Annotated in this window: 26 protein-coding genes and 1 pseudogene; 15 read left to right on the forward strand and 12 right to left on the reverse strand. The window is 69.6% G+C overall.

The window, feature by feature from the left end; all coding sequences use genetic code 11:
- From FXN61_RS29695 to FXN61_RS55760, 4 genes are all read left to right on the forward strand, one after another.
- Positions 1 to 238, forward strand: a 238-nt coding sequence (locus tag FXN61_RS29695) for a response regulator transcription factor (RefSeq protein ID WP_167977311.1), incomplete at its 5' end; no start/stop codon positions are given.
- Between the two features lie 68 nt (positions 239 to 306).
- Entirely contained in the window at positions 307 to 672 is a 366-nt protein-coding gene (locus tag FXN61_RS29700; protein ID WP_167977312.1) for a DsrE family protein, read from the forward strand.
- Between the two features lie 11 nt (positions 673 to 683).
- The gene (locus FXN61_RS29705; protein WP_223165651.1) at positions 684 to 1,469 is read left to right on the forward strand and encodes a methyltransferase domain-containing protein; all 786 of its coding nucleotides are present in this window, start codon (positions 684 to 686) and stop codon (positions 1,467 to 1,469) included.
- A 473-nt stretch (positions 1,470 to 1,942) separates the two neighbouring features.
- Positions 1,943 to 3,166: a vanadium-dependent haloperoxidase gene (locus FXN61_RS55760; RefSeq protein WP_223165652.1), complete on the forward strand. Its 1,224-nt coding sequence runs from the start codon at positions 1,943 to 1,945 to the stop codon at positions 3,164 to 3,166.
- Positions 3,167 to 3,184: 18 nt separating this feature from the next.
- Here FXN61_RS55760 and FXN61_RS29715 read toward each other — a convergent pair whose 3' ends face one another.
- Positions 3,185 to 3,607 (reverse strand): DUF3995 domain-containing protein, encoded by a 423-nt coding sequence (locus FXN61_RS29715; protein ID WP_167977314.1) that lies wholly within the window; start codon positions 3,605 to 3,607, stop codon positions 3,185 to 3,187.
- 62 nt (positions 3,608 to 3,669) lie between these two features.
- Between FXN61_RS29715 and FXN61_RS29720 the strand changes: the two genes are divergently transcribed.
- The 5 genes from FXN61_RS29720 to FXN61_RS29740 all read left to right on the forward strand — a co-directional run bounded on the left by FXN61_RS29720 (position 3,670) and on the right by FXN61_RS29740 (position 9,352).
- Positions 3,670 to 4,245 (forward strand): TetR/AcrR family transcriptional regulator, encoded by a 576-nt coding sequence (locus tag FXN61_RS29720; protein WP_167977315.1) that lies wholly within the window; start codon positions 3,670 to 3,672, stop codon positions 4,243 to 4,245.
- 79 nt (positions 4,246 to 4,324) lie between these two features.
- Complete coding sequence (locus FXN61_RS29725) at positions 4,325 to 5,839, forward strand: hypothetical protein (RefSeq protein ID WP_167977310.1); 1,515 nt, start codon at positions 4,325 to 4,327, stop codon at positions 5,837 to 5,839.
- Positions 5,840 to 6,133: 294 nt separating this feature from the next.
- Positions 6,134 to 7,630 carry a SulP family inorganic anion transporter gene (locus FXN61_RS29730; RefSeq protein WP_167977316.1) on the forward strand — a complete coding sequence of 499 codons (1,497 nt, stop codon included), beginning with the start codon at positions 6,134 to 6,136 and terminating at the stop codon, positions 7,628 to 7,630.
- A 62-nt stretch (positions 7,631 to 7,692) separates the two neighbouring features.
- Positions 7,693 to 8,172 (forward strand): cation:proton antiporter regulatory subunit, encoded by a 480-nt coding sequence (locus FXN61_RS29735; RefSeq protein ID WP_167977317.1) that lies wholly within the window; start codon positions 7,693 to 7,695, stop codon positions 8,170 to 8,172.
- A 1-nt stretch (position 8,173) separates the two neighbouring features.
- On the forward strand, positions 8,174 to 9,352 hold the full coding sequence (locus tag FXN61_RS29740; protein ID WP_167977318.1) for a cation:proton antiporter: 1,179 nt from the start codon (positions 8,174 to 8,176) through the stop codon (positions 9,350 to 9,352).
- Here the strand turns inward: FXN61_RS29740 and FXN61_RS29745 are convergent.
- The gene (locus FXN61_RS29745; RefSeq protein ID WP_167977319.1) at positions 9,315 to 10,160 is read right to left on the reverse strand and encodes a cytochrome c biogenesis CcdA family protein; all 846 of its coding nucleotides are present in this window, start codon (positions 10,158 to 10,160) and stop codon (positions 9,315 to 9,317) included. The genes FXN61_RS29740 and FXN61_RS29745 overlap by 38 nt on opposite strands.
- Positions 10,157 to 10,723 carry a redoxin domain-containing protein gene (locus FXN61_RS29750; protein ID WP_223165653.1) on the reverse strand — a complete coding sequence of 189 codons (567 nt, stop codon included), beginning with the start codon at positions 10,721 to 10,723 and terminating at the stop codon, positions 10,157 to 10,159. The genes FXN61_RS29745 and FXN61_RS29750 overlap by 4 nt, the downstream gene beginning before the upstream one ends.
- Before the next feature lie 213 nt (positions 10,724 to 10,936).
- Between FXN61_RS29750 and FXN61_RS29755 the strand changes: the two genes are divergently transcribed.
- Positions 10,937 to 11,461, forward strand: coding sequence for a methyltransferase family protein (locus FXN61_RS29755; RefSeq protein ID WP_223165654.1), 525 nt, complete (start codon positions 10,937 to 10,939; stop codon positions 11,459 to 11,461).
- Positions 11,462 to 11,520: 59 nt separating this feature from the next.
- Here the strand turns inward: FXN61_RS29755 and FXN61_RS29760 are convergent, their stop codons facing one another.
- Entirely contained in the window at positions 11,521 to 12,666 is a 1,146-nt protein-coding gene (locus FXN61_RS29760) for a beta propeller repeat protein (protein WP_167977320.1), read from the reverse strand.
- A 266-nt stretch (positions 12,667 to 12,932) separates the two neighbouring features.
- Here FXN61_RS29760 and pgfA (FXN61_RS29765) point away from each other — a divergent pair, with 266 nt between their 5' ends.
- Positions 12,933 to 14,045, forward strand: a complete 1,113-nt coding sequence (gene pgfA / locus FXN61_RS29765; protein WP_167977321.1) for a cell envelope lipid trafficking protein PgfA — start codon at positions 12,933 to 12,935, stop codon at positions 14,043 to 14,045.
- On the opposite strand, the gene FXN61_RS29770 is transcribed toward pgfA (FXN61_RS29765), so the two are convergent.
- Complete coding sequence (locus FXN61_RS29770) at positions 14,030 to 14,917, reverse strand: amidase family protein (RefSeq protein ID WP_167977322.1); 888 nt, start codon at positions 14,915 to 14,917, stop codon at positions 14,030 to 14,032. The two genes, pgfA (FXN61_RS29765) and FXN61_RS29770, sit on opposite strands and share 16 nt — an antisense overlap.
- A 478-nt stretch (positions 14,918 to 15,395) precedes the next feature.
- Between FXN61_RS29770 and pgfA (FXN61_RS29775) the strand changes: the two genes are divergently transcribed.
- On the forward strand, positions 15,396 to 16,352 hold the full coding sequence (gene pgfA / locus FXN61_RS29775) for a cell envelope lipid trafficking protein PgfA (protein WP_167977323.1): 957 nt from the start codon (positions 15,396 to 15,398) through the stop codon (positions 16,350 to 16,352).
- Here the strand turns inward: pgfA (FXN61_RS29775) and FXN61_RS29780 are convergent.
- Positions 16,336 to 16,938 carry a methyltransferase domain-containing protein gene (locus FXN61_RS29780; RefSeq protein ID WP_312878086.1) on the reverse strand — a complete coding sequence of 201 codons (603 nt, stop codon included), beginning with the start codon at positions 16,936 to 16,938 and terminating at the stop codon, positions 16,336 to 16,338. The genes pgfA (FXN61_RS29775) and FXN61_RS29780 overlap by 17 nt on opposite strands.
- A gap of 223 nt (positions 16,939 to 17,161) precedes the next feature.
- On the opposite strand from FXN61_RS29780, the pseudogene FXN61_RS52915 reads away from it, so the two are divergent.
- A pseudogene (locus FXN61_RS52915) lies at positions 17,162 to 17,641 on the forward strand (glycosyltransferase); the annotation flags it as partial.
- 112 nt (positions 17,642 to 17,753) lie between these two features.
- On the forward strand, positions 17,754 to 18,323 hold the full coding sequence (locus FXN61_RS52920) for a glycosyltransferase family 4 protein (protein ID WP_312878087.1): 570 nt from the start codon (positions 17,754 to 17,756) through the stop codon (positions 18,321 to 18,323).
- On the opposite strand, the gene FXN61_RS29790 is transcribed toward FXN61_RS52920, so the two are convergent.
- Genes FXN61_RS29790 through FXN61_RS29800 form a run of 4 tightly spaced genes read right to left on the reverse strand, consistent with a single transcriptional unit; the run spans position 18,270 to position 20,971 of the window.
- Entirely contained in the window at positions 18,270 to 19,286 is a 1,017-nt protein-coding gene (locus FXN61_RS29790; RefSeq protein WP_312878088.1) for a hypothetical protein, read from the reverse strand. The two genes, FXN61_RS52920 and FXN61_RS29790, sit on opposite strands and share 54 nt — an antisense overlap.
- 10 nt (positions 19,287 to 19,296) lie before the next feature.
- Positions 19,297 to 19,464 carry a hypothetical protein gene (locus FXN61_RS29795; RefSeq protein WP_167977324.1) on the reverse strand — a complete coding sequence of 56 codons (168 nt, stop codon included), beginning with the start codon at positions 19,462 to 19,464 and terminating at the stop codon, positions 19,297 to 19,299.
- A 2-nt stretch (positions 19,465 to 19,466) separates the two neighbouring features.
- Positions 19,467 to 19,745, reverse strand: a complete 279-nt coding sequence (locus tag FXN61_RS52925; RefSeq protein WP_246292168.1) for a hypothetical protein — start codon at positions 19,743 to 19,745, stop codon at positions 19,467 to 19,469.
- The gene (locus FXN61_RS29800; protein WP_246292169.1) at positions 19,727 to 20,971 is read right to left on the reverse strand and encodes an MmpA family trehalose lipid delivery protein; all 1,245 of its coding nucleotides are present in this window, start codon (positions 20,969 to 20,971) and stop codon (positions 19,727 to 19,729) included. Before FXN61_RS29800 ends, FXN61_RS52925 begins: the two co-directional genes overlap by 19 nt.
- Positions 20,972 to 21,186: 215 nt before the next feature.
- Here FXN61_RS29800 and FXN61_RS29805 point away from each other — a divergent pair, with 215 nt between their 5' ends.
- Positions 21,187 to 22,365 (forward strand): polysaccharide biosynthesis protein, encoded by a 1,179-nt coding sequence (locus FXN61_RS29805; RefSeq protein WP_167977325.1) that lies wholly within the window; start codon positions 21,187 to 21,189, stop codon positions 22,363 to 22,365.
- Here the strand turns inward: FXN61_RS29805 and FXN61_RS29810 are convergent.
- Together FXN61_RS29810 and FXN61_RS29815 are read right to left on the reverse strand one after the other, a co-directional pair.
- Positions 22,357 to 23,217 (reverse strand): hypothetical protein, encoded by an 861-nt coding sequence (locus FXN61_RS29810; protein ID WP_167977326.1) that lies wholly within the window; start codon positions 23,215 to 23,217, stop codon positions 22,357 to 22,359. The genes FXN61_RS29805 and FXN61_RS29810 overlap by 9 nt on opposite strands.
- Positions 23,129 to 25,188, reverse strand: a 2,060-nt coding sequence (locus tag FXN61_RS29815; RefSeq protein ID WP_223165655.1) for an alpha-(1->3)-arabinofuranosyltransferase domain-containing protein, incomplete at its 5' end; no start/stop codon positions are given. The genes FXN61_RS29815 and FXN61_RS29810, both read right to left, overlap by 89 nt.

Consider the following 25,188-nt stretch of genomic DNA (forward strand, 5'->3'; position numbering starts at 1 on the left):
CAACGGCAGCCGGCGGCGGGTGTCGGGTCCTGCCGGGCTCACCCCGCGTGAGGTCGAGGTGCTGGTCCTGATCTCGCGCGGCGCGCAGACCGGCGAAGTCGCCGACCGGCTGGGGATCTCGCGCAAGACGGCCGGAACGCACATCGAACGGATCTACACCAAGACCGGGGCGTCGTCACGCTCGACCGCGACGTTGTTCGCGCTGCGCAACGGCCTGCTCGACCCGCTCGATCTGTAGGGAGAACGCCCGACGACACGGGCCCTTCCCGCTTCTAACGTCCTGTTTCCGACGAAAAGGAGCGGACCATGTCGAACAAAGCAGTCATCAGTCTCTCGACGGGGCTCGAGGACGCGGAGAAGGTGACCGTCGCGTTCCTCGTCGCGGTCGGCGCCGCCGAGACCGGACGCGAGACGCTGTTCTTCCTGTCCAAAGAGGCGGTACGCCTCGCACTGACCGGCACCGCTGTGGGCGCCGCGTGCGACGGCTGCCCGCCGCTGGCGGACCTGTTCAAGCGCTACGAGGTGGCGGGCGGACGCTACTACGTCTGTCCGATCTGCTTCAACGCCAAGCAACTCGACGCCGACAATCTCATTCCCGGGGCGGAGCTGAACGGCACCATCCCGTTGTGGAAGTGGATCGGCGACGATCCCGCGACCACGTTCAGCTACTGAAGCAGCTTCCGGTGACCAGCACGACGCGCCGGCTCGACATCACCGAGCTGGAAACCAGGGTCAAGGCCATGTACGAGCAGGTGGCCCTAGAACCCCACCAGGAGTTCCACTTCGAAACCGGCCGAGCTCTCGCCGAACGCCTCGGCTACCCCGCGGTCGACCTCGACGCCGTTCCGGCCTCGGCGATCGAGTCCTTCGCGGGCGTGGGCCACTTCCTCGACCTCGCCGCGATCCGGCCGGGCGAGACCGTGCTCGACCTGGGCAGCGGCTCCGGCACCGACAGCTTCCTCGCCGCACTGGCGACCGGGCCCACCGGCAGGGTCATCGGCGTGGACATGACTGCGGCGCAACGGGACAAGGCGAGCCGGCTCGCCGCCGAAGCGGGGTTGGCGAACGCCGAGTTCCGCGACGGCCACATCGAAAACCCACCGGTCGCGGACGAGTCGGTGGACTGCGTCATCTCCAACGGCGTCATCAACCTCTCACCGGACAAACCGGCGGTGTTCGCCGCAGCGGCCAGGGCGTTGCGGCCAGGCGGACGGCTGGCCATCGCCGACATCGTGACGGCCGTGCCCCTCCCGGAGGGCGTCACCTGCGACGCGTCACTGTGGGCGGCGTGCATCGGCGGAGCCGCACAACGCGACGACTACCTCGCCGCCATCCGCACCGCCGGATTCGAGATCGACACCGTCCGTGAGAACGACTACCGATTCCTCTCCGACCAAGCGGCCGGCGCCTCGGCGAAGTTCGGAGTCACCAGCATCAGCCTGGTGGCCCGCCGCGCCCAGGACGCGTAGTCGAGGACCGGCCGGCCTGGCTTCGACAGCGGCACCCCGTCACGGACGGGGCGCCGCTGTTCGGTCGCCTGCTCAGCTCTGCGCTGTGGACAGCGCCTCGTCTCGTACCTGGTCAGGACCACGCCGCCGGGAAAGTTTCCGCATGGCTCCAACCTTCCGTGAATCGGTCCGGCATGCAGACCGGCGCGACGCGGAAAACTCATCGGTTGCGCGAATATCATCTTTCACACACGCAGAATGAGTTGGAAATTCGAGGAAGGGCCACGATCTCGGAGACCGCATGACGACGTGCAGCGTTCGGAGCAAGCACTAACTCGGCAAGACTCGTTGCCCGTGCTTCACCGCAGCTGGATACTGGAACCTTCGTGGCAACTGTCACCTATGGGTCTCTGGGGGATTCCATGACACGTCGAATTCGCGAGCCTGGAAAACTGCGCGGATTGTGCGGGACAGCTCTCCTGACCGCGCTTTCCGTGACCGTGCCAGTGGTGTTCACGGCCACCACAGCACAGAGCGCCGCAGCCACACCCCAACCTAACGCCGTCATCACCTGGAACGTCCATGCCCAGAACGCCATCCACGAGGTTGCTCGGCAGTCGCCGACCGCTGCCGCTCGTAGCTTCGCGATAGCGCAGGGCGCGGTGTACGACGCGGTCAACGCGATCGCCGGCACCCCGTACAAGCCGTACCTGATCGCCCCTCGCAGCCGGCCGGGCGACTCGACCCCGGCGGCCGTCGCCACCGCGGCCTACCGCACGCTCGAGTGGCTCTTCCCCGCCCAAGCCGGCTCCCTGCGCACGCAGTACGAGGAGTCGCTCGCCGCAATCCCCGACGGCCCCTCCGAGCGCGGCGGCATCGCTGTCGGCCAGGCCACGGCGACGGCGATGATCAATGCCCGTCGCAACGACGGCGCGTTCTCCGACGCGACCTGGCCCGTGGGCACCGCCCCTGGCCAGTGGCGGCCAACCCCGCCAGACTTCCTCCAGGTCGGCGCCTGGTTCGCCACCCTGAAGCCGTTCGTCATCGACCCCGGGAACTACCGCACACCTGGGCCGCCTGCCCTGACCAGCGCCGCCTACGCCCGCGACCTGAACGAGGTCAAGACACTCGGCTCGGCCACCAGCACGACGCGCACACCCGACCAGACCGACGCGGCGATCTGGTGGGACGACCCGCGATTGGTGGAATGGTCGATCAAACGTCAGCTCGCCACGACCCACCGGCTCGGCGCCCTGCAGACATCCCGCATGTTCGCGATGGTGGACATTGCCGCCGCCGACGCGCTCATCGCCTGCTACCAGTCGAAGAAGCGCTGGAGCTTCTGGCGTCCGGTGACAGCGATCCCGCTCGCCGACACCGACGGCAACCCGGCCACCGACGCCGATCCGGCTTGGACCCCACTTCGGACCACCGCGCCGTCACCGGAATACCCGTCAGGGCACGCCTGCTTCACCGCCGCCACCACGACAGCGCTGCACAAGTTCTTCGGCCGCGACAACCTGTCCTTCAGCGCCCACAGCGCCGACTCCGGCACCACCCGCCACTACCACAGCCTCTCCCGGGCCATGGCTGAACTGAACCAGGCCAGGGTGTGGGCCGGGGTGCACTACCGCTTCGCCGCCGAGGACGGGCATCGGCTCGGCGACGCCGTTTCCCGCGACGTCCTCGACCGCGCCTTCGGCCCGCGCGGCAACTGATCGCGGAAGGCCGGGCGATCAGGCATGGCCGAGCACCGCGACGGCGGTACAGGACACGGCAAGGACCAGGCACAGCGGCGAGTAGTAGCGCCGATCAAGCCGGGCGAACTCGGTGCTGCGGCGGGTCGACATCACCAGTCCACCCGCGCCGCGCAGTGCGAGCACCGCCGCGACACCGCCCGTGCCCACCGCCGGAAGCCATCCTGGGCCGACCACGGCGACCAGCCCGGCGCGGGCGACCACCAGATAACCGGCCACGCCGAGCAGCAACGCCACCACCGCCGTCAGAGACGGGGTCGGCAGCTTCTCGACCGGCACGTCGACCACTCGTCGGGCGAACTCCTCACGGGTGCGCAGCGGCCACGGCGAGAACATCCACACGACGTGCAATGCGCCGACCAGCAGCAACACGATGGCGGTGAGCAGGGCCAAGACGGTCATCGGGGACCTCCACTACGTTCCATACAGTCCTGTATGGTTTTCCGTACAGTACTGTATGGAAGGTGGCGAAGCCCCGACTTTCCAAACAGGACTGGCTCACCGCGGCGCTCACCGCTCTGGCCGAGGGCGGGGTCGGCGCTGTCGCCGTGGAACCGATCGCGCAGCGGCTCGGGATGACCCGCGGCAGCTTCTACTGGCACTTCACGGACAGGAACGCGCTGTTGCGCGAGGCGCTCGAGTGGTGGGAGCAGCAGGGAACGGACGCGGTCATCGAACGGGTGGCCGAGATCGCGGATCCGCGCCAGAGGTTGCGCACGCTGTTCCGCATTGCGATCACCGAGGACCCGACCAGCGGGCTGGAGCCCGCGCTCGTGGCGCACGCGGACGACCCCGTGGTGGCGCCCGTCCTGCACCGTGTCACCCAACGCCGCGTGGCGTTCCTCGCCGACGGGTACGCCGAACTCGGCTTGCCGCCCACGCAGGCACGGCACCAGGCGGTGGTCGCCTATGCCGCCTACGTCGGCTGGGTCCAGCTCCGGAGAGCCACACCGTCGGCAGTACCGGAAATCGCAGACGACCCCGACGCCCTCACCCATCTCGTGGAACACCTGGTGGGCATGACCATTGGACGCCCCTGACGTCCCGACCCGCTTGCCTGCGCCGATCTGGGGCCGGGCCGAGTCACGACCGTGATCGCGGCACCGCAGGCTGTGCCTCATGCGAGCTGGGGTTTTCCTGCGCTGGGTGGCGCATCCGCTGACCGTCGGGGCCACCGCGGTCCTGCTGCTCAACGACCACGTGTTCAAGCAGGCCTGGCCGGGACTGGTCACCGGCAAGCTCAGTGACGTCGCCGGACTGGTGGTGGCACCGGCGGTGCTGGGGCTGCTGTTCGGCCTCTTCCGTGCCGGCCGGATCGGCGCCGCGGCCGCAACTCTGCTGACCGGAGCCGGATTCGCGTGGGTGAAGCTGACCACCGCGGGCGCTGGGGTCGCGTCGGCGGCGTGGTCGGTCGTCAACGGGCCTTCGGTCGTCCTGGCCGACCCGAGCGACCTGGTCGCGTTGCCCGCGCTGGGCATCGCGTGGTGGGCCTGGCTGCGGGTGGCTGCGGCTCCGCCGCTTCCGGACGGCCCGGCTCACCGGTTGCGGGTGATGGTCGCGGTGCCGTTCGCGGTTCTGGGGATCACCGCTACTTCGGCGCCCTCCGCCACGCTCCCGTCGGTCGACGCCGTGAAGGTCGTGGGCGAGCAGGTGATGATCGAGGCGGACGGGCGGTTCTACAGTTCCCGGTCCGGCGTCGGCGACTGGACGCCTCTGCCGGAGACGCCGCCCGAGCAGGTGCCGGAGCGCCGGCCGCAGCTCGAAGCCTGCGTGCCCGATGACGCCGCACACTGCTACCGCGTGCACGGCGGCGGTGACCTCGACCCCTCTGAGACGACGCCGCGCGGTGGCCGTCTGCTCGGAGTCGACGAAACGACCGACGCCGGTCAGACCTGGCAGACCGCTTGGGAGGTGCCCGCCGCCCGGTGGCCGTTCGTCAAGCGCCAGCACCCGTTTCCCGGCGGGGTGGATCGGTTGTCCAAAGTGGCCAGTGTCGACGTCCTGGTCCGCACCGTCCCAGGTGGACACGAGGTGATCGTGGCCAACGGTGTGGAAGGGCTGGCGATCCGCAGCGGCGACGGGGCCTGGCGCCGCGTGCCGGTCGTGGTCACCGCGACCGGGCTGGACATCCGCCCCGCGCCGCTCACCGGGTTCGGCCAGGTGATCGGTGACGACATCATCGACGCCGGACTGATCACCCTGCTCGCGGTGCTGATCGGGATGTCGGTCGCGACCGGCCGGGCCCGTGCCCGGCTCGGACACGGGCTCACCGTCCTGATGCCACTCGTCCTGCTCCTCGTGGCGGCTGTCCCGATCACCGGCGCGGTGGTGTTCTTCACCGCGAGCGCCGGGACGTCGACCGGGCCTGGGCTGGTGCTCGCGCTGTGCCTGACCGGCACCGCCATCTGTCTCACGCTGGCTCAGGGGGTGCTGCGCCGATCACGCGCGGCGGTGGTCAGCGCCGCCGCCGTGCTGACCGGCCTGGCGTTTCTCGGACCTGTGTTCGGCTGGACGGTGGGCCACCCGGCCGAGCGCGGCCCCGCCGTCGAACTCGGCCTGATCCTCGCGACGGGATGCCTGTTCCTGGTCGTCGCGGCCGGGTGGTGGGCCGGGCGCGACCCGGTCCGGCGGTGAGTTCCGCATCAAGTCCGTCAAGATCGACAGGTCGCCGTCCATGATCCGGAGACGTTGCTCACGATCACTCTGTCCGAAGCAGACTCGACCCTCGCGCAGGGTTAGGGTTCTCCGGTTGCGCCGGAGCGGCCGCGGCCAGCTTCCCCGTCATGCACTGCGGACCAGCAGGTTCCAGCTCCCGCACAACCCCTCACCCACCACGTGTCCCAGGCGGCTCTGCAGCGCCGGGACGTTGAACCGTGCTCATCGCGCGAGGCACCGCCCGACGGTCCCGTGCCATCTCCTGAGGTGCTGATGTCCTCGTTCCAGGCCGCCACTCGGCCGTCCCTGCCGCAGCGCGTCCACACGACCTGGTTCGCCAACCCGCGCGCCGATCTGCTGTCCGGCCTGGTCGTCGCGCTCGCGCTGATCCCGGAGGCGTTGTCGTTCTCGATCATCGCCGGTGTCGATCCGAAGGTCGGCCTCTACGCCTCGTTCACCATCGCGATCATCATCGCGTTCGCCGGCGGCCGGCCCGCCATGATCTCCGCGGCCACCGGTGCCATGGCCTTGGTGCTCGTGTCGCTGGTGCGCGACCACGGCATCGAGTACATGTTCGCCGCGACCGTCCTCACCGGCGCGTTCCAGATCCTGTTCGGGCTGCTCGGTGTGCACAAGCTCATGCGGTTCGTGCCGCGCACCGTCATGGTCGGGTTCGTCAACGCGCTCGCGATCCTGCTGTTCGCTGCGCAGATCCCGCACATCACGAAGGGCGGCTGGCCCGTCATCGCACTGGCCGTGCTCGGCCTCGCGATCATCTACCTGCTCCCCCTGCTCACCAAGGTCGTGCCCGCGCCGCTGGTCGCCATCGTGGTGGTCACCGCGCTGACCGTGTTCCTGCACATCGCCGTACCCACCGTCGGCGACATGGGCGAGCTGCCCACCGCGCTACCCGGCTTCGGCCTGCCGATGGTTCCGTTCACCCTCGACACGCTCGCCATCATCGCGCCTTACGCGCTGACGCTGGCCGCGGTCGGGTTGATCGAGTCGCTGCTCACCGCACAGCTGCTCGACGACATCACCGACACCGGCTCCAGCAAGGGCACGGAGGTGCGCGGCCAGGGCATCGCCAACATCGCCACCGGCTTCCTCGGCGGCATGGCGGGCTGCGCGATGATCGGCCAGTCGATGATCAACGTGAAGTCCGGCGGCCGCACCAGACTCTCGACCCTCGCGGCCGGTGTGTTCCTGCTGATCCTGGTCTTCGTGCTCGGCCCGGTCGTCTCACTGATCCCGATGGCCGCGCTCGTCGCGGTCATGGTCTTCGTGTCGATCAGCACCTTCGACTGGACCAGCATCAAGCTCTCCACGCTGCGCCGCACCCCGAAGAGCGAAACCGCTGTGATGGTCGTGACGGTCGGCACCGTGGTCGCCACCCACAACCTCGCCCTCGGCGTGCTGGCCGGCGCACTGCTCTCCGCGATCTTCTTCGCCCGCCGCGTCGCGCACCTCGTCGACGTCTCCAGCGTGCTCGACCCCGACGGCGACATCCGTGTCTACGCCGTCACCGGCGAGCTGTTCTTCGCCTCCACCAACGAGTTGATGCAGTCTTTCGACTACACCGACACCGTGTCCAAAGTGGTCATCGACCTCTCCGGCGCACACGTCTGGGACAGCTCGGCCGTCGCCACCCTGGACGCGGTCACCGCGAAGTTCGCCTCCCGCGGCGTCGAAGCCGAGATCATCGGCCTCAACCCGCACAGCGAACGACTGCACACCAAGCTGTCTGGGCAACTCACCGGTTCGCATTGACACTGCTGAGCGGGATGTCCTGCTCGGCTGCACGTGCCTCCGGAGCTGGGCATCATGACCCCATGGATGTGAACGAGGTTCTGCTCCCAGGCGTAGGCCTGCGGTACGAGTTCACCAACTCCGATCGCAAGCGCATCGGCATCGTCGCCCGGCGCAGCGGCGACTTCGAGGTGATCGACTACTCCGACACGGATCCCGACGAAGGCAGGAGGCTGTTCCGGCTCACCCCGGAGGAAGCCGACACGGTCGCGGAGATCCTCGGTGCACCGCGCATCGCGCAGCGATTCGCGGACCTCACCAAGGAAGTCCCCGGTCTCAGCGCGGGACAGATCACCGTCCCCGCGATCTCCTCACACGCGAACCAGCCGTTGGGCCACACGCGAGCGCGTACCCTCACGGGCGCGTCGATCGTCGCCGTTGTGCGCGGCGAGGACGTGATCGCCTCGCCCACACCGGACGAGCTGCTGCGGCCTGGCGACGTGCTGGTCGTGATCGGCACTCACGACGGCATCAACGGCGTGCGCGCGATCATCGAGAGCTGACGTGCACACCTCGGTCGCGCTGTTGCTCGAACTGGGCATCATCCTCGTGGTGCTCAGCGGGCTCGGCGCGTTCGCGAGACGCTGGTCGTTCTCACCCATCCCGCTGTACCTGATCGCCGGACTGGCGCTCGGTCAAGGTGGCATCGCACCGGTTCCCGCGGCGGGCGAGTTCGTGCAGGCCGGTGCGTCCATCGGGGTCGTACTGCTCCTGCTGACGCTGGGGCTCGAGTTCAACACCGCCGAGTTCCGCCACAGCCTGGGTCGCCACGTTCCCTCAGCCGTGCTCGACCTCGTGCTCAACGCCGCACCCGGCGCGATCGCCGGATGGCTGCTCGGACTGAGCTGGCTCGGTGTGCTCGCCCTCGCCGGCGCCACCTGGATCTCTTCCTCGGGGATCATCGCCAGGCTGCTCGACGACCTGCGCCGGCTGGGCAACCGGGAGACGCCCGCGGTGCTGTCGGTCCTCGTCCTCGAGGACTTCGCGATGGCGGTCTACCTGCCGGTGCTGGCTGTCCTCGCCTCTGGCGGAACCTGGTGGCGGGCCGCGGCCGGGGTGACCGTCGCGGTCGGCTGTGTCGCGGCCGCCTTCGCCGCGTCACACCGCTGGAGCCACCACGTCAACCGGTGGCTGTCCCACCCCGACTCCGAACAGCTCATGCTCCGCGTGCTCGGCACGACGCTCGTCGTCGCCGCGCTCGCCGAGCTCGTCGACGTCTCCGCGGCGGTGGGAGCCTTCCTCGTCGGCCTGACCTTGACCGGAAACGCGGCCGAACGTGCGAGGGCGGTGCTGGCCCCGTTGCGCGACCTGTTCGCCGCCGCGTTCTTCCTCGCCATCGGGCTCGCCGTCAGCCCCGCGGACCTCCTCCCGGTACTCCCCGCTGCCCTCGCCCTTGCCGTCGCCGGAGCCGCCACCAAGATCGGCACAGGCTGGTACGCCGCCGGGCGTGACGGTGTCGCGCGGCGCGGACGGCTCCGCGCGGGCACCGCCCTGGTCGCCCGCGGCGAGTTCTCCATCGTGATCATCAGCCTGGCCGGCACCGCGAGTGCCGCGATCGGCCCGGTCATCACCGCCTACGTGCTCATCCTCGCCACGGCCGGGCCGTTGCTCACGCGGTGGTCCAGCGACTGGTTTCGCAGGCCCGTCAACGACGAGCGGCCCGGCGCCGGCGAACCACGATGAGGCCGGCTGCCAGCAACAGGGCCAGCAGCGCCGCGACGGGCAGCGGGCCGATCGCGTCCAGCCATTGCACCAGCAGGCCCTGCAAGGTCGCCGCGGCGTCGACGATCGGATCGGCAGGGTCACCGTCGCCGAGGAACAGGCGCAGTTCGTAGACGCCGTAGTAGGCAACGTAGAGGCCGACGAGCACGAGCAGCACGCCGCCGATGCGCGCCACGTGTGGCAACGCCGATCTGGCGCGCCGGGTCACCATGTCGCTGGCCAGCGCGGTCGCGACGGCGAGCACCGTGACCACCAGTCCCATTCCGAGCGCGTAGGCCAGGAACGCCAGGACGCCTTCGCCGATGTCGCCGCCGCGCAACGTGGAGCCGGCGACCGCGAGGAACGGGCCGATCGTGCAGGACAGCGAGGCGATCGCGTAGGCGACGCCGTACCCGAACATCGAGCCGATGTGGCGGTTCGGCGCACCTTTCGACGGCTTCGGCACGAGCAGCGTGATCTCTCGCCCGGCCAGCAGGAGCACGCCGAGCACCACCAGTGCGAGGCCGATGACCACGGTGACGAACGGCAGATACCGCTGCACCGACGACGCGACCGCGGAGATCAGCAGACCGAAGAGGCCGAACACGGTGACGAAGCCGAGCGTCATCATCGCGCTCGACGCCACCGCACGCGTGAGCAGCCGCGTTCGCGGTTGTTCGCTCGAGCCTGCGACGACGAGGGTCAGGTAGGCGGGCAGCATGGCGAATCCGCACGGATTCACCGTGGCGAGCATGCCCGCCACGACCGCGACCAGCAGCGTCTCGTTCATCCGAGCCGGTCGAGCCGCTGCCTCAGGTCCTGTTCGGACAGTTGGCTCGCGACGACCTCCACCTTCCCCGTGGTGTCGACGAACGCGTAGGCGGGCTGGGCGGTCACGCCGAACCTCTTCCACACAGCCGAATCGACGTCCGCGACGTGCTGGAAGGACTTCAGGTCGTACCGCTGCACGAACTGTTGCATCGCGGGCACCTCGTCCAGTGCGGCGGCGCCGAGGAAGGTGACCTTTCCGCCGAGGTCCTTCGCGGCGGCCGCCATACCGGGAGCTTCCCGCTGACACTTCGGACACCACGGCGCCCAGAACCACAGCACCGCCGGCTTGCCCGCGAGATCGGCACCGGAGATCTCGGCACCGTCCACGGTCTTGGCGGTGAACTTGAGCTGATCAGGCACGTTCGCCGGGCTGCTGGTGCTCGTCGGCGACGCCACGGTGCTGGTCGCCGAGGGGCTGGTCGCCGAGGGCGGCTGGGACACCGGTCCCGGCTCACCTGCACCACATGCGGCGAGAAGCATGACGAGGACCGCCGAACCGGTGGCGATGCGGAGTCGAACCATGCCGTGATCCTGCCGCATCGGTGGCCCGGGAGTTCTTACGAACCGCTGACGGGGATTTGCGCCCATACCGTTCACCCATCGGTGCTCCACCTCGGTCCAGTGGACGGCGCGAGCGAGGTCGTGGCGCGGCTCAGTCACCTGACCTGGAGACTCACTGGGCCGTCCAGGTGAAGCCAGTACCGAATCCGGAGCACAGGGCTACCCGGAGTGGATGTGCTGACCAAGACTGTCGGCGTGCAGACCAAGAAGGCAGCGCTCGGCTCCGCCGCGTTCTTCGTGCTCGCGCCGGGAGGCGTCGCAGGACTGGTCCCGTGGCTGCTCACCGGCTGGCGGATGGAGCGCCCGTTGCCGGCGTGGCTGCCCTTCCAGGTCATTGGCGTGGTGGTCCTGGTCGGCGCTCTCGCCGTGCTGATCTCGTCGTTCGCCCGGTTCGTCACCGAGGGCTTCGGCACGCCGGCCCCGGTGGCGCCGCCCGACCGGCTGGTGATCGGCGGCTTCTACCGCCATGTCCGCAACCCCATGTACCTCGCCGTGCTCTCGCTGATCATCGGGCAGGCACTCGTGCTGGGCCAGCTCGTTCTGTTCCTCTACGGGGCACTGGTGAGCGCCGCGTTCGCCGCGATGGTGCGCTGGCACGAAGAACCGGCGCTGCGCCGCAGCTTCGGCGACAAGTACGTCGCCTACCACGAGGCCGTGCCCGGCTGGATTCCCCGGTTGCGTCCCTGGCGGCCGAGCTAGCGGCGCGATCCGGGGAATCCAGCCATGTTCGCGAACGGCTCACGTGGTGATGCTCGAGCTCATCGGCAGCTCGTGTACTCGGCGATCACCGCCTGCAGCCGGAGCGGACTCGTGCCGGGGACGTCCGCGTTGCCCACGGCGATCATCCGGTTCGTGCCGGGCACGGCGGCGATGGCGTTGTAGGTCGCGCTCAACGTGCCTGCCGGAGCCGGGGCCGGTGTGGTCGTCCAGCCAGCCGGACCGTGGGTGTTGAACGACGCCCGTGGATAGTTGCCGAGCACCCACGGGGCCGCGCCCACCGCGACGCCGGGGGTGCGCGGGCTGTTCAGGCCGCCGACCTGTTGCCAGGTGGTGCCGTCTCCCCGCACGACGACGTTGCCGCCGCCCGAGCTGCTGTCGCCGACCGCCCAGATGTCCTTGGAGGACAGGCCGTCGAGCGACTGCAGGCTCACGGGCTGCTGGTTCAGGCCGACCTGCACGGCCCGCCAGGCGGTGCCGTTCCAGTGGAACAGCAGCGGGCCCATGAAACCGTTCCACATGCCGTTGCCCGCCGCCCACACGTCGTCGGCCGCGAACGCCTTGACGGCGTTGATGGTGCAGAAGTTCGGGAAGCCGCCCATCACGCACTCGGCCGGTGGCTGGTGTTCTCGCCAGGCACCACCGGTCCACTCGTGGAACACCGGTGTGTTGCCTTGGTAACCCACCAGCCACGCACGTCCGTCCACAACGGACAGATCGCGGATCGTCAGCCTGCTCGGGGTCGCGCCCGCCGGGTACGGCACCTCGGTCCACGTCGCACCGTCGTAGTGCCACACCAGGGTGACGTTGTCGTCGACGTCGTGCGACCTCGGCCCGCCCGTGACCCAGACGTCGGTCGCGGACGAGGCCGCGACCCGCTGGAACGACACGTTTCCCCGCACGGCTGGGAGTGGCGCACGGGACCACTTGTTTCCGTTCCACTGCAGGATCATCGGATCGCCGGTCGTGTACTGCTGCTCCGGGTCGTAGCCCTCGATGCCGACCGCCCAGGCGTGCGTGGCGTCGACCGCGGTCACGTCCCAGAGGTTGCTCGTGGCCTTGTTGCCGGGAATCGGCGCCAGGCGCCAGACCGGGTCCGATCCGGCGGCTCCGGCCGGACTCGCGGCACAAGTTGAAGCTACGACCGCGGCCGCCAACGCAGCGGTGAGCCGTCTGCGAACACCCATACTCCACGTCCCCCAAGATCGTCGACCCGTACCGGACAGTTGCGCCGCCGATCCTCCACGACGATCAGCGCGCCACCAGGGTTCGCGTGCACCGTGATGCAGATGAACCTTGATCGTCACTCAGCCGACGCGACCGGGTAACCCGAATGGGATTCAGGTATGCCCTTGTGATCTACCTCACCCACGAGGTAGAACTGAACGCACGGTTACCGGAAGTCGCACCTCACGGAACACCCTCCCTGCCAACCGAATCCTTGTGAGGACACGTGCGAACCGCAGTCGTCGTCGCCCTGCTCGGACTTGGTGCGTTCGCTGTTGCCGCCGGACTGGTGCTGCAGCTGCACACCTATCCCCTCCTCGCCAAGCTGCAGCACAACATCAACACGACCTCGGTCTCCGAAGGCGAGGGAGTCACCGCCGTCGTCTATCCACCCGGCGGAGTCCCTGAGATTCGCCACGGCCTCCGCGTCACGGCGACCACGCACGTCGAAGGCGACCTCGCGGCACCCGAGATCAAGAAGAACGGCGACGTCACCGTCTGGAAGCGGGCGACGATCGTCAAGGAGGAGTCCGCCAAGCTCGTGCTCAGCGCCGAGGTGCGGCGGATCTGCCTCGACCGCCGCACGGCCGAGGCCGTCGCACCGTGCCACGGAGAGTTCTACGAGACCGAACGGGGCAAGCGGATCACGGCCGAGGGCAGGCAGCTGTTGCAGCCCGGCCTCAACTTCCTGTTCCCGTTCGACACCGAGCAGCGCGACTACCGTTGGTACGACACGGTTCTCAAGAAGCCGGTCGACATCCACTTCGACGGCGAGCAGTTGCTGCAGGGACTCGACGTGTACCGGTTCGTGCACACGGTGCCGCCGACAGCGCTCGAACGGCTCGAGGTGCCGGGTTCGCTGATCGGCCGCCCGGAGTCCTCGGTGGACGTCACGCGGTACTACCGCGTGACCCGCACGTTGCTGGTCGAACCCACCACCGGCGCAGTGCTTTCGGTGCGCGAGGACATCAGGCAGGAACTGCGCACCGCGACCCAGGGCGAGGGCGAGGGAACCGCCGTGTTCAACGGGGAACTGCGGCTGACCAACGCCTCGGTCACCGCGAACGCCGACGAGGTCAAGAAGAACCTGCCGAAGCTGTTCATGATCACCACCTTGCCCGTGGCCCTGTGGGTCCTCGGCGCTGTGCTGGTCGCGATCGGGCTGGTCCTGCTGTTCCTCCACCGGCGCGGTCTGGTCGCCGGGGCGCTGGCGCTGGTGGCCGGTGTGTGCCTCGCCGGCACGATCACCTACGGCGTCACCAACGCCAGCAGCCCCGACAGTTCGCTCGACCTGAAGAACGTGGTGTCGTCCACGAACGTCGACTACGGCCTCCGTTGAACTCCGCACTCCCCCTCGATGATCCGCGCGACGCCGAGCAGCGCGCCCTCCGCCGCCGGCACCGCGATCAGGGTCACCGGCACCGGATTCCCGCCGTCGTCCGTACCCGCCCGCACGGACACGGCCGGGTATCCGCTGACGCGCCAGAGCGGAGAGAAGGGCGATGTGGCGCCGTTGCGCACCAACACTCCGCCGGGCAACGACATCGTCTCGGCCGGGCCCGTGTGACCGGGCGTCATCAAAACGTCGACGCCGGCGAACATCTGGTCCAGCATCGCCCGTTCCGCCGCTCGCATCGAGCGGCAGATGCCGCGCAACGGCGAAGGCACGAACCGGTCGAGCAGTTGCAGCTCTCGAGGTCCAGCGGCCAGGTGCGGCGCCAGCAGGAGCCTGGACTCGCTCGCCAGGTGCGGGTCGTGATCCACCACCTCGTTGACGTGCAACGACAACAGCGCGGCGATGTCCTCGACGGCACGCCGCATGGGCGCGCGCGTCCGCGAGGTCATCGAGACTCCGCGCAGCGACACACCAATCCTCAGTGGACGGTCCACGGGCTTGACCTGCCAGCCGAGTCCGCTCAGGACGTGCGACACGTCGGCCACACTTCGAGCCAGCACACCGGATCCGCCGTAGGTCTCGAAGCCCACGACGCCCGCGGCACCCGCGGGCACCTGACCGGCTCCGGGCGCGCGGCGCGCCAGCACCGCGGACACCACGCCCGTGGCGACGGCGACAGCCGTGCCCGACACCCGCGGATCCAGTGCCGTGGCCGGGAGGCTGGACGCCGGGTTGCGGTGTCTCTCTGCCGCGGACGTCCATCCCACCACGACGGCTCCGGCCGCAGTCAGTACGCCGGATGCCGAACGTGGCAAGGAGTCCTCCACCGCCAGCGGCAGACCAAGCAAACGTCCACGTTCACCGCGGGCCAACCGCCGATCGGCCTCTTCGGCACTGCGCCGAGCGGCGGCCAAATCGACATCTGTGAAAACGTGCGACGACAAGTCGAGCCGACGTTCAGTCGTCGCAAGGAGTTCTGCTGCGGTGGTAGCACCGCCGGAGAGCAGGCGGGCCTGCTCAGCTGCTCCGGGATAGCACACAGGGGTTTCTTCCACGTGTCTCTTCCTCCGGCATCGTTGCCGATGAGTAAGGAGCTGGTTCCTTCAGCAGCTACCCGTTGGACAGCAGGGGTTCCGCCGAACGGCTCTGCGAGTCGGCGGCCGAGTAGCTTCTTTCTCCACGCGGACCGATCAAGATGACTTGAGTCACCCCGGTCGGAGGGTTGCGCAGAGGTTACTGTCCGGTAGTTTCCACGCCACTGTGACGTCCCTCTCACACCTAGAAGGAGGACGAGTGCGACGTGTTGCGAGCCTCGTGCTGGTAGGACTGGGCATCTTCTCGCTGGCGCTCGGAGCAGTCCTGCGCTTCTACGTGTACCCCGAGCTCGCTGTCGTGCCGCTCGACCAGAAGACGCAATCCGTTGCGGAAGGTGCGGCGAAGGTCTTCTACCCCAAAGAACTCGTCGTCAAGGACGCCCATCTGACGGCCACGCGCAAGGTCGAGAGCAACCTGACCCTGCCGGAGGCCAAGGTCGAGGGCGACGTGATGGTGTGGGACCAGGGCTTGGTGGTCACCGACGCCAACAACCAGCTCGTCTCCGCGATGGAGCACCGGGTGTGCCTCGACCGGCGGACGAACATGGCGCTCGAGAAGTGCAGCCAGCAATACGTGACCGATGACGAAAAGGGCCCCACCGCCAACGACAGGGCGGTGCGCCAGGAGGGCCTGAACTACAAGTTCCCGTTCAGCACGGAACGCAAGGACTACGAGTACTTCGACACCACCCTGCGCAAGGCGTCGACCGCGCGCTACGAGGGCACGGAGCAGCTCAGCGGGCTCGAGGTCTACAAGTTCGTCCAGAAGATCCCGTCGACCAAGTTCCGCGACCAGGAGGTGCCCGGCCAGCTGGTCAACAGCACCGAGGCCTCGGTCAAGGCGGAGCGGCGCTACCAGAACACCCGCACCATGTGGGTGGAGCCGGTCAGCGGAATCATCGTCAAGGGTTCGGAACAGCAGCGACAGGTGCTGGTGGGACCGGACGGCAAAGAAGGAACGGTGCTGCTCGACGCCACCTTGACCTTCAACGAGAAAACCGTCAAAGAATCGGTTGAACGCGCCTCCGAGGCGCGCGACAAATTGAATTTGATCAGCAGCACCGGCCCGATCGTCCTGCTTTCCGTCGGATTGGTGCTGCTGTTGGCCGGAATTCTCGTCGGTGTGCTCGGACGGCGGGCTAAGCACGTCGCCTGAGCACGATCACGAAGTTCCACGAGGCGATCTCCCTGACCCCCGGCACGCGAGTGATCCACTTCGCCCACCACGGGTGGTACCGGGGAAACGTCTCGACCACGTCGGCGACGGTCTGGCGGTGAGCCCACCGCTGGACCGCCCCGACGCTCACCGGGAACAGGGAGGTGCCGAACGAGTTCTTCGGCGGCTTGCCGTTGCGACGCTCATAACGCCGCCTCGCGTAGTCGCCACCGAGGAAGTGCCACGGCGCGGTCTCGTGGCCGCCCCAGGGCGAGTACCACGGCGTGTAGGACATGAAGACGGTGCCTCCTGGCCTGGTCACACGCACCATCTCGGCGAGCATCAGCCACGGGTCGTCGACGTGCTCCAGGACGTTGGACGAGTAGCAGACGTCCACCGAACCGTCGCGGAACGGCAGCGCCGTCCCGCTGGCGCGGATCATGCCGGGGTCGGGCTCACCGCGGGCGGACAGTTCGCCGACGTCCGGGTCCAGGCCCACGTACCGGGCGCCGGCGGCGCGGAACGCCTCGGCGAAGTAGCCGGGACCACCGCCCACGTCGAGGACGACGGAGCCTCCCAGGGGCACGTACGACGACACCTGGGCGACTGAGTCGTCAGCCAGAATCCGATAGAAGTGGTCGGGGTCGGACTGCTCTTTCAGAAACGCGCGAAAAAGTCGGACAGAGCGCTTGAAGGTTGGCCTGTGCGAACTCTCTCGGGCCGAAACTGAACCGATCTCGACCATTGCCATCTCCCGCATTACGTCTAGTATCACTACTTAGCAGTAACCTAGCATCCGGGAGAGGTAGATGTCGCGTTGTCCCGATTACCGGCCGAGCATTCTGCTGGTGAATTGGCGCGACACGAGACACCCCGAGGGCGGCGGGTCCGAACGATATGTCGAGCGCATAGCCGAAGGGCTGGCGCAGCTCGGCTATCGGGTCGCGATCCAGTGCGCCGACCACGGCCGCGCCCCCGCCGGCAACTGGGTGGCCGGCGTCCGCTTCCGCAGGCGCGGCAACAAGTTCACGGTCTACCTGCACGCCCTGCTGGCAATCCTGCGCTCCGACGCGGACGTCATCGTGGACGTGCAGAACGGCATGCCGTTCTTCAGCCGCCTCGTGGCGCGCTGTCCTGTCCTCGTGCTGGTGCACCACGTGCACCGCGAGCAGTGGCACAGCGCCCTGGGCCCGTTCTTCGGCCGGATCGGCTGGTGGATCGAGTCGTGGCTCGCGCCCCGGCTGTACCGGAAGTGCCGCTACATCACGGTGTCCAACGTGACGCGGGACGAACTGGGCCGGCTCGGCGTCGAGCTGCGTCGCACCGTCGTCGTCCCGAACGGGCTGGACGCGCCGCCCGCCGTGGCCGCCCGCCCGCACCGAGTCGCCCGTCCTCGTCGCGGTGTCACGGCTGGTGCCGCACAAGCGGCTGGAACACGCGATCGACCTGGTCGCCCAGCTCCGTCCGAAGTGGCCGGACGTGCGACTGGACCTCGTCGGCGACGGCCCGTGGAAGGACGTGCTCCGGCAGCACGCCATCGACCGCGGTGTCCAGGACAGCGTCGTCATCCACGGCTGGGTCGACGAGCAGACCAAGCACGAGATCCTCGCCGGGGCGTGGGTGCACCTGTGCCCGTCGGTCAAGGAGGGCTGGGGCATCGTGATCATGGAGGCCGCCTCGCACGGCGTGCCCACGATCGCGTACCGGTCAGCAGGCGGTGTGGCAGAGGCGATCGTGGAGCACCGGACGGGCCTGCTCGCCGACGACTTCGACGAGTTCGTGCGGCACGCGGACACGCTGCTGCGCGATCGGCCGTTGCGCAAGGCGATGGGCGCGGCCGGCAGGGAGCGCGCCCAGCAGTTCAGCTGGGAGGAGAGCCTCGACGCGTTCGAGAGCGTCCTGCAGGGCGCTCTGCGGCTACCGCCGCGCCTCGTGGCCCGTGAGGACCGCGTCGCACAACAGGTCGAGTAGCTCTGCGGCCGCGGTGGCGTCGAAGTCCCTGCGCCGCGCGCGCACCGTGACCGTGGTGGCCTCCCCTGTCGTCACCACGCCGAACGCGACGCCCGAACGCCCGGTGGCCGCGGGGAAGAAGCGCAGGGCGCTGACGCTCGCCTCGACGACACCGAGGTTCGACACGAGGAAGGTCGAGCCGAGACGGGACGCCAGCAGCCGCATCCCCAGCTGTGCCAACGGGTTCCGCTCACTGGGGAAATCGGCTTCCGGTGCCGCGTTCGCCAGCAGCACGCGGACGTCGTCCTCGTCGGTCCTCGCGGGCAGGCGCAGTCTCAGCAACGTGCTGCCGACCTCGGGGCGCGGTTCCGCGCCCCCGCGCCAGGAAGCGCCGACAGCGGCGACGACACGGCCGTGCGGGACGCCCCGAGCCGCGTTCCACCTCCGCGTCGTGTCCAGCGCGGCCGAGGTGAGCCTGGCGCTGCCGAGCTTGGTGTTCGGCAGCGTGCGGGACACCAGGTGGTCGCCCGGCTCGGTACCGCGGAGCGCGGGCTGAATGCGGGCAGGAGGCGTGCACACGGCCTCACGCACACGATCCAGCGTGTTGAGGAGGTACGGGCGGCCAGGGCGTCGTTGCGCCACACCGGTCGCGGAGCTGCGCACAGGTTCGCCGAGCGCGATGCCGAGCAACGCGACCAGGCCGAGCCCGTCGACCGCGCCGTGGTGCGCGGCGATCATCAGGTCGTCCCCGGCGAGCGCGACCCGGACCAGCGGATCGCCTTCGTGGTAACGGTTGTCGGCGAACTCGGTGCGCGCGGCGTCCCAGTCGGACGGTCGGCACACCGACGCGGCCGGGCCGAGGTTGGGGAAGTCTTCGGAGGCGCGGGACAGCCGTGCGGCCACGGCCGCGGGGTCCGGCGCTTCACGCAGCCGCGCCTCCAGCATGATGCTCCAGGAGGCAGCCGGGTCTCCGAAGAAGGCCACGGTCACCAGGTCAGCGGCTGCCGTAGTCCAGCACCTCGGGCTCCGCTGCCTTCTGCCCCTGCTCCTGCCGCTGCTCCACCACCTTGTCCGGGTGGTTCTGCGCGACGACGACCGCGCCAACGCCGCCGGCGAGCGCGGCCCCGGCGACGACCGCGACCAGGAACGAAACCAGGCCCACGACTACTCCTCACGTTGGGGTGCCGCGAATCTACCGACGGGTAACCGTCTCCACAACAGGCTGGCACCGATCAGTGACCCAGCCGCGACCCAGGCCAGCACAACGGGTGCAGCGGGTGGGCCGTTCGGTTCATCCGGCACTGCTCCAGGTACCCGGTACAGGGCGAGGTCGGGTCCGTCGTGGACCTTCTCCAGTCGTGCCAGCAGGTTCTCGTCCACCCTGCCCGGCGTCCCGCGCTCGACCAGGACCCAGCCGATGCCGCTCAGATCGCCGCCGCGCACCCGCGCCGCCCGCGGTCCTCCCCCGCCACGATCCGCCCGCCGACGGACAGCGAGTCGTCCACGACGGTCGTGCCCGGCAGGTAGCGCGGTGCCGGGTCCAGCTGGGTGCGCCGGTCGTTCCACTCGAACCGCCGGAACGCCGACAGCGGGAACACCGCGACATCGCCGGGCCGGTCGACGAGCTTCTCCCGCACCGCGGCCCAGTCCGGCGGGTAGTCCACCGGTTCGAGCCGCCCGAACCCGCCCCACGCGAGGTCCGGCAGCAGTCCCAGGAGCAGCACGGCCATGAGCAACCGCGCGCGCAACCGTTCGACCGCGACGGCGAGCCCGATCGCGAACGGCAGCGCCAGCCACGCCACCCACTTCTGACTGTCGCGCAACAACCCGGCACCCGGCACGTGCTCGATCAACGCCTCCAGCACGGGCACTCCACCCGGCAGGACGGCGACCAGGGCCAGGACCGCCCCGAGCACCCCCAGCCCCGCCAGCGGCCACACGGGCATGCGTTTCGACAGCGCCCGCAGACCGAGGACCGCCGCACCCAGGAGCAGCACCGTGATCACGGGAAGCATCGGGTTGGCGCGGCTCGCCGGCACGACCTCGGCGTTCCAGATCCCGCCCAGGCCCAGCACGCTCAGCACCGGTCCGCCCCAGTTCTCGCCGCGCGCGCTGAACGCCTCGACGCCCGCAGGGTCGGAGAGTCCGTTGTGCAGCAACGAGGGCACCCACCACGGTGCGTTCAGGACCACGCCGATGGCCACGACCTGCCACGCCTTGCGGCGTCCCGCGGTGGCCAGTGCCGTGCCGAGCGCGAGAATCCCGCCCGGTGCCGACACCACGGCGGGCAGGCTCGCGAGCACCAGCCCGGTCCACGCGCGCGGAGCGCCGTCGCGCATCTTCAATCCGGCCTTGGCGACCCAGGGCAGCGCCGCGTACCCCAGCAAGAGCGTCCAGTGGCCGATGAAGAGTCGTTCGGCCACATAGGCGTTCCACGAGTAGGCCACCGCCGCGACGACCCGCACGCCCGTCTTGTCCGTTGGCACCAGCAGTGCCGCACCCAGGCCGCTGGCGAAGACGATCGCGAACAGCACCAGCTTCTGCACCAGCTGGCCGGAAACCACCTGGGTCACGAGCGCCACCACGGCGTCCACCGGCACCGCCCGCGGCAACGCGTCACCGAGCCCGAACGCCGCCGCGTTGAGCGGTTGCTCCGGCGTGAACACCATGTCTTAGACGAGGACGTAGCCCGGCAGCAGCACGGGGGCGAGGACGGCGAGGGCCAGCGCCGCGCACGTGGCGTAGAGCGTCAGTCCGTTCGGCCGCACTTGCTCCCTCTCCGGTTGTGCTGGGGCTACAGTCGCCGAAACTACCGGCCAGTAGTACCAGCGGGTAGTACCGCGTCACATCCCTGCGGCACACCCTGCCACCGGAAGGATCCGGCGTGTCCGCTCCCGCAACGACCACCACCCGCCTGGACGCCCTGCTGATCACCGGCGCCTTGCTGGGCGCCAACGCGGCGAGCTACGTGCTGACGATCGCGGCCGCGCGCGCCCTGGCACCCGCGGTGTTCGGCGAGCTCAGCGCCCTGCTCGCGCTCGTGGTCATCGGCGTGGTGCCGGCGATGAGCCTGCAGACCGTCGCCGCCCTGCGCGTGACGAGCCTCGGTCCGCGTCCACTCTTCGGGCTGGGCCTGAGCGTGAGCGCGGGCATGACGGTGCTGACGCTGGCGCTCGTGCCGCTGCTGGCCCGTCTGCTGCACCTGGACGGCCCGTGGCCGGTCGTGTGGCTGGCGCTGTCCCTCGCCCCGCTCACCGTTCTCGGCGGCCTGCACGGTCTCCTCCAGGGAACGCACCGGTTCGGCGCGCTGGCGTTGCTGGTGTCGCTGGAAGGACTCGGCAAGGTCGGCGGCGGGGTGACAGGCCTGTTGCTCTCCCCCTCGTCGACCTCGGTGCTGGCGGGCACGGCCATCGGCTCGTTCCTGGTCGTGCTGGCCGGGTGGACGCTGTGCGGCAGGCCCCGCCCGGCACGGCCGCTGGGCGGCACCGAGGTGCTGCACGCGTCCCAGGCGATGCTCGCGCTGGTGCTGTTGGTGAACCTGGACCTCGTGCTGGCCCGGCACCAGCTCGCGGACCAGGCAGGAGGCTACGCGGTGGGCGCGGTCGTCACGAAGATCGCGTACTGGCTGCCCCAGGCGGTGGGCGTGCTCGTGCTCCCCCGCATGGCCGACGCGGACGAACGCCGCCGCATGCTGCCGAAAGCCCTGGCGGTGTGCGCGGGCCTCGACGCGTTCGTGATCGTGGGCTGCGCGTTGTTCGGACCGCTGGGCATCTCGCTGATCGGTGGCGCGCACTACCACGGCGACGTGATTCCGTTGTGGCAGTTCGCTCTCGTCGGCTCCTGCCTCGCGTTGGTGCAGCTGCTGCTGTTCTCCCGGATCGCGAGCGGCGACCGGCGATCCACCGTCGCCGTGTGGATCGCGGTCGGCGCCGAGATCGTGCTGATCACCCAGTGGCTGAACGGCTCGGTCGCTCAGGTCGTGACCGGTGCGTTGCTCGCCACCGCGGGACTTGTCGTCGCCGGCGCCGTCATCGAGGCGCGCAGCAGCACGAGGTCAGCCTGATCCGGACGTGACCGGTTCCACGGGAGCCGTCCGTTCGGTGTCCGCTTCTTCCCCGGTCGTTGCGTGCTGCGGACCGAACGGGCGGAACGCGGCCGCGATCACCGCGGAGACCGCCACCAGCATCGCGGCCTGCACCAGCGGGATGTAGGCCCAGTCCTGTCCCTTGCCCAGGATCCGGCCGAGCACCGCGACAGCCGAGCCGAGCGCCACTCCGCTGAACGCGATCACCTTCGGCGCCGCCGCCCAGAACTCGCGGGCCAGCAGACAGGCGATCACCGCCACGATCGGCAGCATCCCGCCGAGCACGGCCAGCAGCACGAGCATCGCGACCACCAGCCACCGGCTCCGCGACGGCGCCACGAACGTCACGCGCCGCCGCGCCGGGATCGCGGCGAGCGCGATGACCGCCAGCACTCCCAGCGCGCCGATCAGCAGGCCCGTCCGATAGCGGGCGTCCGGCACGAAGTCCAGCGTGACCACGCCGCCGTCTCCCTCCGGCAGGACCCACGCCTGCTGCCACCCGTCGACGCGGGTCTTCTCCAGCACCTGCCCGTTGAGAGTCGCCGTCCAGCCGTCGTTGACGTTCTCCGGCACCACGAGCAGCGCCTGCGCTCCCGCCGCGACGGTGATCTCACGTTCGGTGGCGTCCCAGGTGGTGACGCTGACTTCCCGGTGCGTCGCAACGGGTTTCGGCAGGTCGAGGTGGACCACGGACACGTCCTGCACCACGAACGAGTCTGACCGCGACGTGGTCAGCACGTGGTCACCGGCCGGCAGCTCCAGCGCGGTCGCCAGGTCGTCGTCGCACAACGTCGCCTTGAGCGGACGGTTGCCCACGACGTCCCCGAGCACGCCGGTCACCGAGCTGTTGATCTTCTTGCCGTCGACCTCGATGACCCGGTCCCCGCCCGCACGGCACGGTGAACGGCGTCGTCGGAGGCACCGGCCGCAGCACGCCGTCCAGCGCGGGCACCCGGAGCTCGCCGATCTCGGCGGGTCCCGGGCCGCGACCGCCTGCCTCGCGTACGAGGAGTTCGAGCTTCGCGGTGTCCGCAGGCTTGATCGTGACGAGGCCTTCCGCGCCGACGCGCACGACCTCGGTACCCGCGTCGGTGCGCACCTCGAGCTCGACGGGGATCCTGGACCCCTTCGTGCCCTCGATCCTGAACTCCGACAGGGTCCGCTTTCCCTGCCAGGCCAACGTCAGCGTGGGCCTCAGGTCCGTCACGTCCGGCACCCACGACGTTCCAGGGTCACCGTCCACAGCGGACAACGGGCCTGCCGCGACGTCGCCGGCGAGCGACGTCGAGCCCGTCACGGTGAACCCGTCCGGTGCCACCGGATTCTGGGCACCGGCGGCGGGGACGACGGTGGCGTTCACGGAGAACTTCCCGTCGGCCGAGGTGCGGAACAGCCGCGTGAGGCCGTTGACCTCTTCACCGAACCGGGACAGGGCCGAGTCGCACCGCACCGCGCCGTCGGTCCGGTAGCACGCCGGGCGTGACTGGCCGGCTCGGGTGAACGAGAAGCCCGGCTTGGCCGCATCCTGATCACGTGGCACGCGGAGCGCCCTCTGCGCCGTCATGCCCGGCACGCTCAGCTCGTTGATGCCGACGTTGCCGTCCTGCCGGTCCGCGGCGACTCCGAGGATCGTGACGCGCACGCTGCCGGTCAGGCCGGGGCGGACGGCGTACTTGTGCGGGCCACCACCGGAGGGCACGTCGTGATCGCTCTCCCCCACGTCCGTGGTGAGCCTGATGCGGTTGACGGTCCACCCCACCCGCAGGTCGTCGACCAGGTCGAGCGTCACCTCGCCGACCGACCTCGGGGTGTCGAGGTCGATCTCCAGCCACTGCCCGACGGGCCCGACGAAGCTCGACGAGTGCCACGCAGACCCGCCGTCGCCGTCCACCGCGGCGAACGGCGAGTTCGCAGGGTCGATCGCCCCGGCCGCGTCGGCGTACGCGGTCGAGGTGGACGCACGGACGGCACGGATGCCGCGGTACTCGGCCACGGTCTGGTGCGCGACGTCCTGGAACGGCGACACGTCCAGCGCGACGCGCCCCTGCCGGGAGACCTCGTCCGCGGACATCGTCTGGCTGAGGTTGTCCGACACCCTGCCGACGTTGCGTTCCTTTCGCCTGAGACCGTCGGTGACGAGCAGTTCCCCGGTTCTCCCCTTCGCGTCGCCGGTGAGGATCGCCGGTTGGTCGGCCTTGATCAGGCCCTGCGACAGCAACGGCAGCAACGACTCCGGCCCGCCGCTCACCGTCGGCACGTCGGCCGCGTTGACCGCCGTGACCCCTGGGACCGGCCGCTTGACCTCGTAGATCTCCAGGGATCTGCCGGTCGCGTTCGCGTCGACCGAACTGACGAGCTTCTGGTCGCTCATCCGGACCTCCGGCCCGAACTCGGCGACGCGCTCGAGGCCGGGTGACCCCTGGAGCCCCTGGCGCAGCACGGCGAGCGGCGGCGCCCCGGTCTGTTCACGCGCGATGTCGTTGCGCAGCAGCAGGAACCGGTATCCGCCACGGGCGAGGAAGTCGGCCAGTCCCGCCGAACCGCGCCCGTCAGACAGCGCGTCGTAGACGGCGTCCATGAACCGCGTGTTGCCCTCGGACCCGAGCGGCACCTGGTTGCGCACCGCCCACGGGGCCTCCGCGAGCGACTGCATCGGCTCGTCCACCGTCCTGCCCCACGTGTACTGGCCGAAACCGGTGGCGGCCTCAAAGCCTCTCTGGGTAGCGAAACGCCCCGGTAGCCCCGGGATGGGGCGCCGGGGCGTCAGGCATGTCAGCCGCTGCGTCTTAGTTGACGACGGCC

The organism is Lentzea indica, assembly GCF_012184385.1.
Lineage (GTDB): Bacteria > Actinomycetota > Actinomycetes > Mycobacteriales > Pseudonocardiaceae > Lentzea > Lentzea indica.

What these genes read in the sequence shown, in the direction of transcription:
- FXN61_RS29800 (WP_246292169.1), bottom strand. Translation starts at nt 20,971, where the DNA reads ATGGTGTTCACGCCGGAGCAACCGCTCAACGCGGCGGCGTTCGGGCTC.
- FXN61_RS29745 (WP_167977319.1), bottom strand. Translation starts at nt 10,160, where the DNA reads ATGAACGAGACGCTGCTGGTCGCGGTCGTGGCGGGCATGCTCGCCACG.
- FXN61_RS29750 (WP_223165653.1), bottom strand. Translation starts at nt 10,723, where the DNA reads ATGGTTCGACTCCGCATCGCCACCGGTTCGGCGGTCCTCGTCATGCTT.
- FXN61_RS29700 (WP_167977312.1), top strand. Translation starts at nt 307, where the DNA reads ATGTCGAACAAAGCAGTCATCAGTCTCTCGACGGGGCTCGAGGACGCG.
- FXN61_RS29735 (WP_167977317.1), top strand. Translation starts at nt 7,693, where the DNA reads ATGGATGTGAACGAGGTTCTGCTCCCAGGCGTAGGCCTGCGGTACGAG.
- FXN61_RS29725 (WP_167977310.1), top strand. Translation starts at nt 4,325, where the DNA reads ATGCGAGCTGGGGTTTTCCTGCGCTGGGTGGCGCATCCGCTGACCGTC.
- FXN61_RS29715 (WP_167977314.1), bottom strand. Translation starts at nt 3,607, where the DNA reads ATGACCGTCTTGGCCCTGCTCACCGCCATCGTGTTGCTGCTGGTCGGC.
- FXN61_RS29760 (WP_167977320.1), bottom strand. Translation starts at nt 12,666, where the DNA reads ATGGGTGTTCGCAGACGGCTCACCGCTGCGTTGGCGGCCGCGGTCGTA.
- FXN61_RS29730 (WP_167977316.1), top strand. Translation starts at nt 6,134, where the DNA reads ATGTCCTCGTTCCAGGCCGCCACTCGGCCGTCCCTGCCGCAGCGCGTC.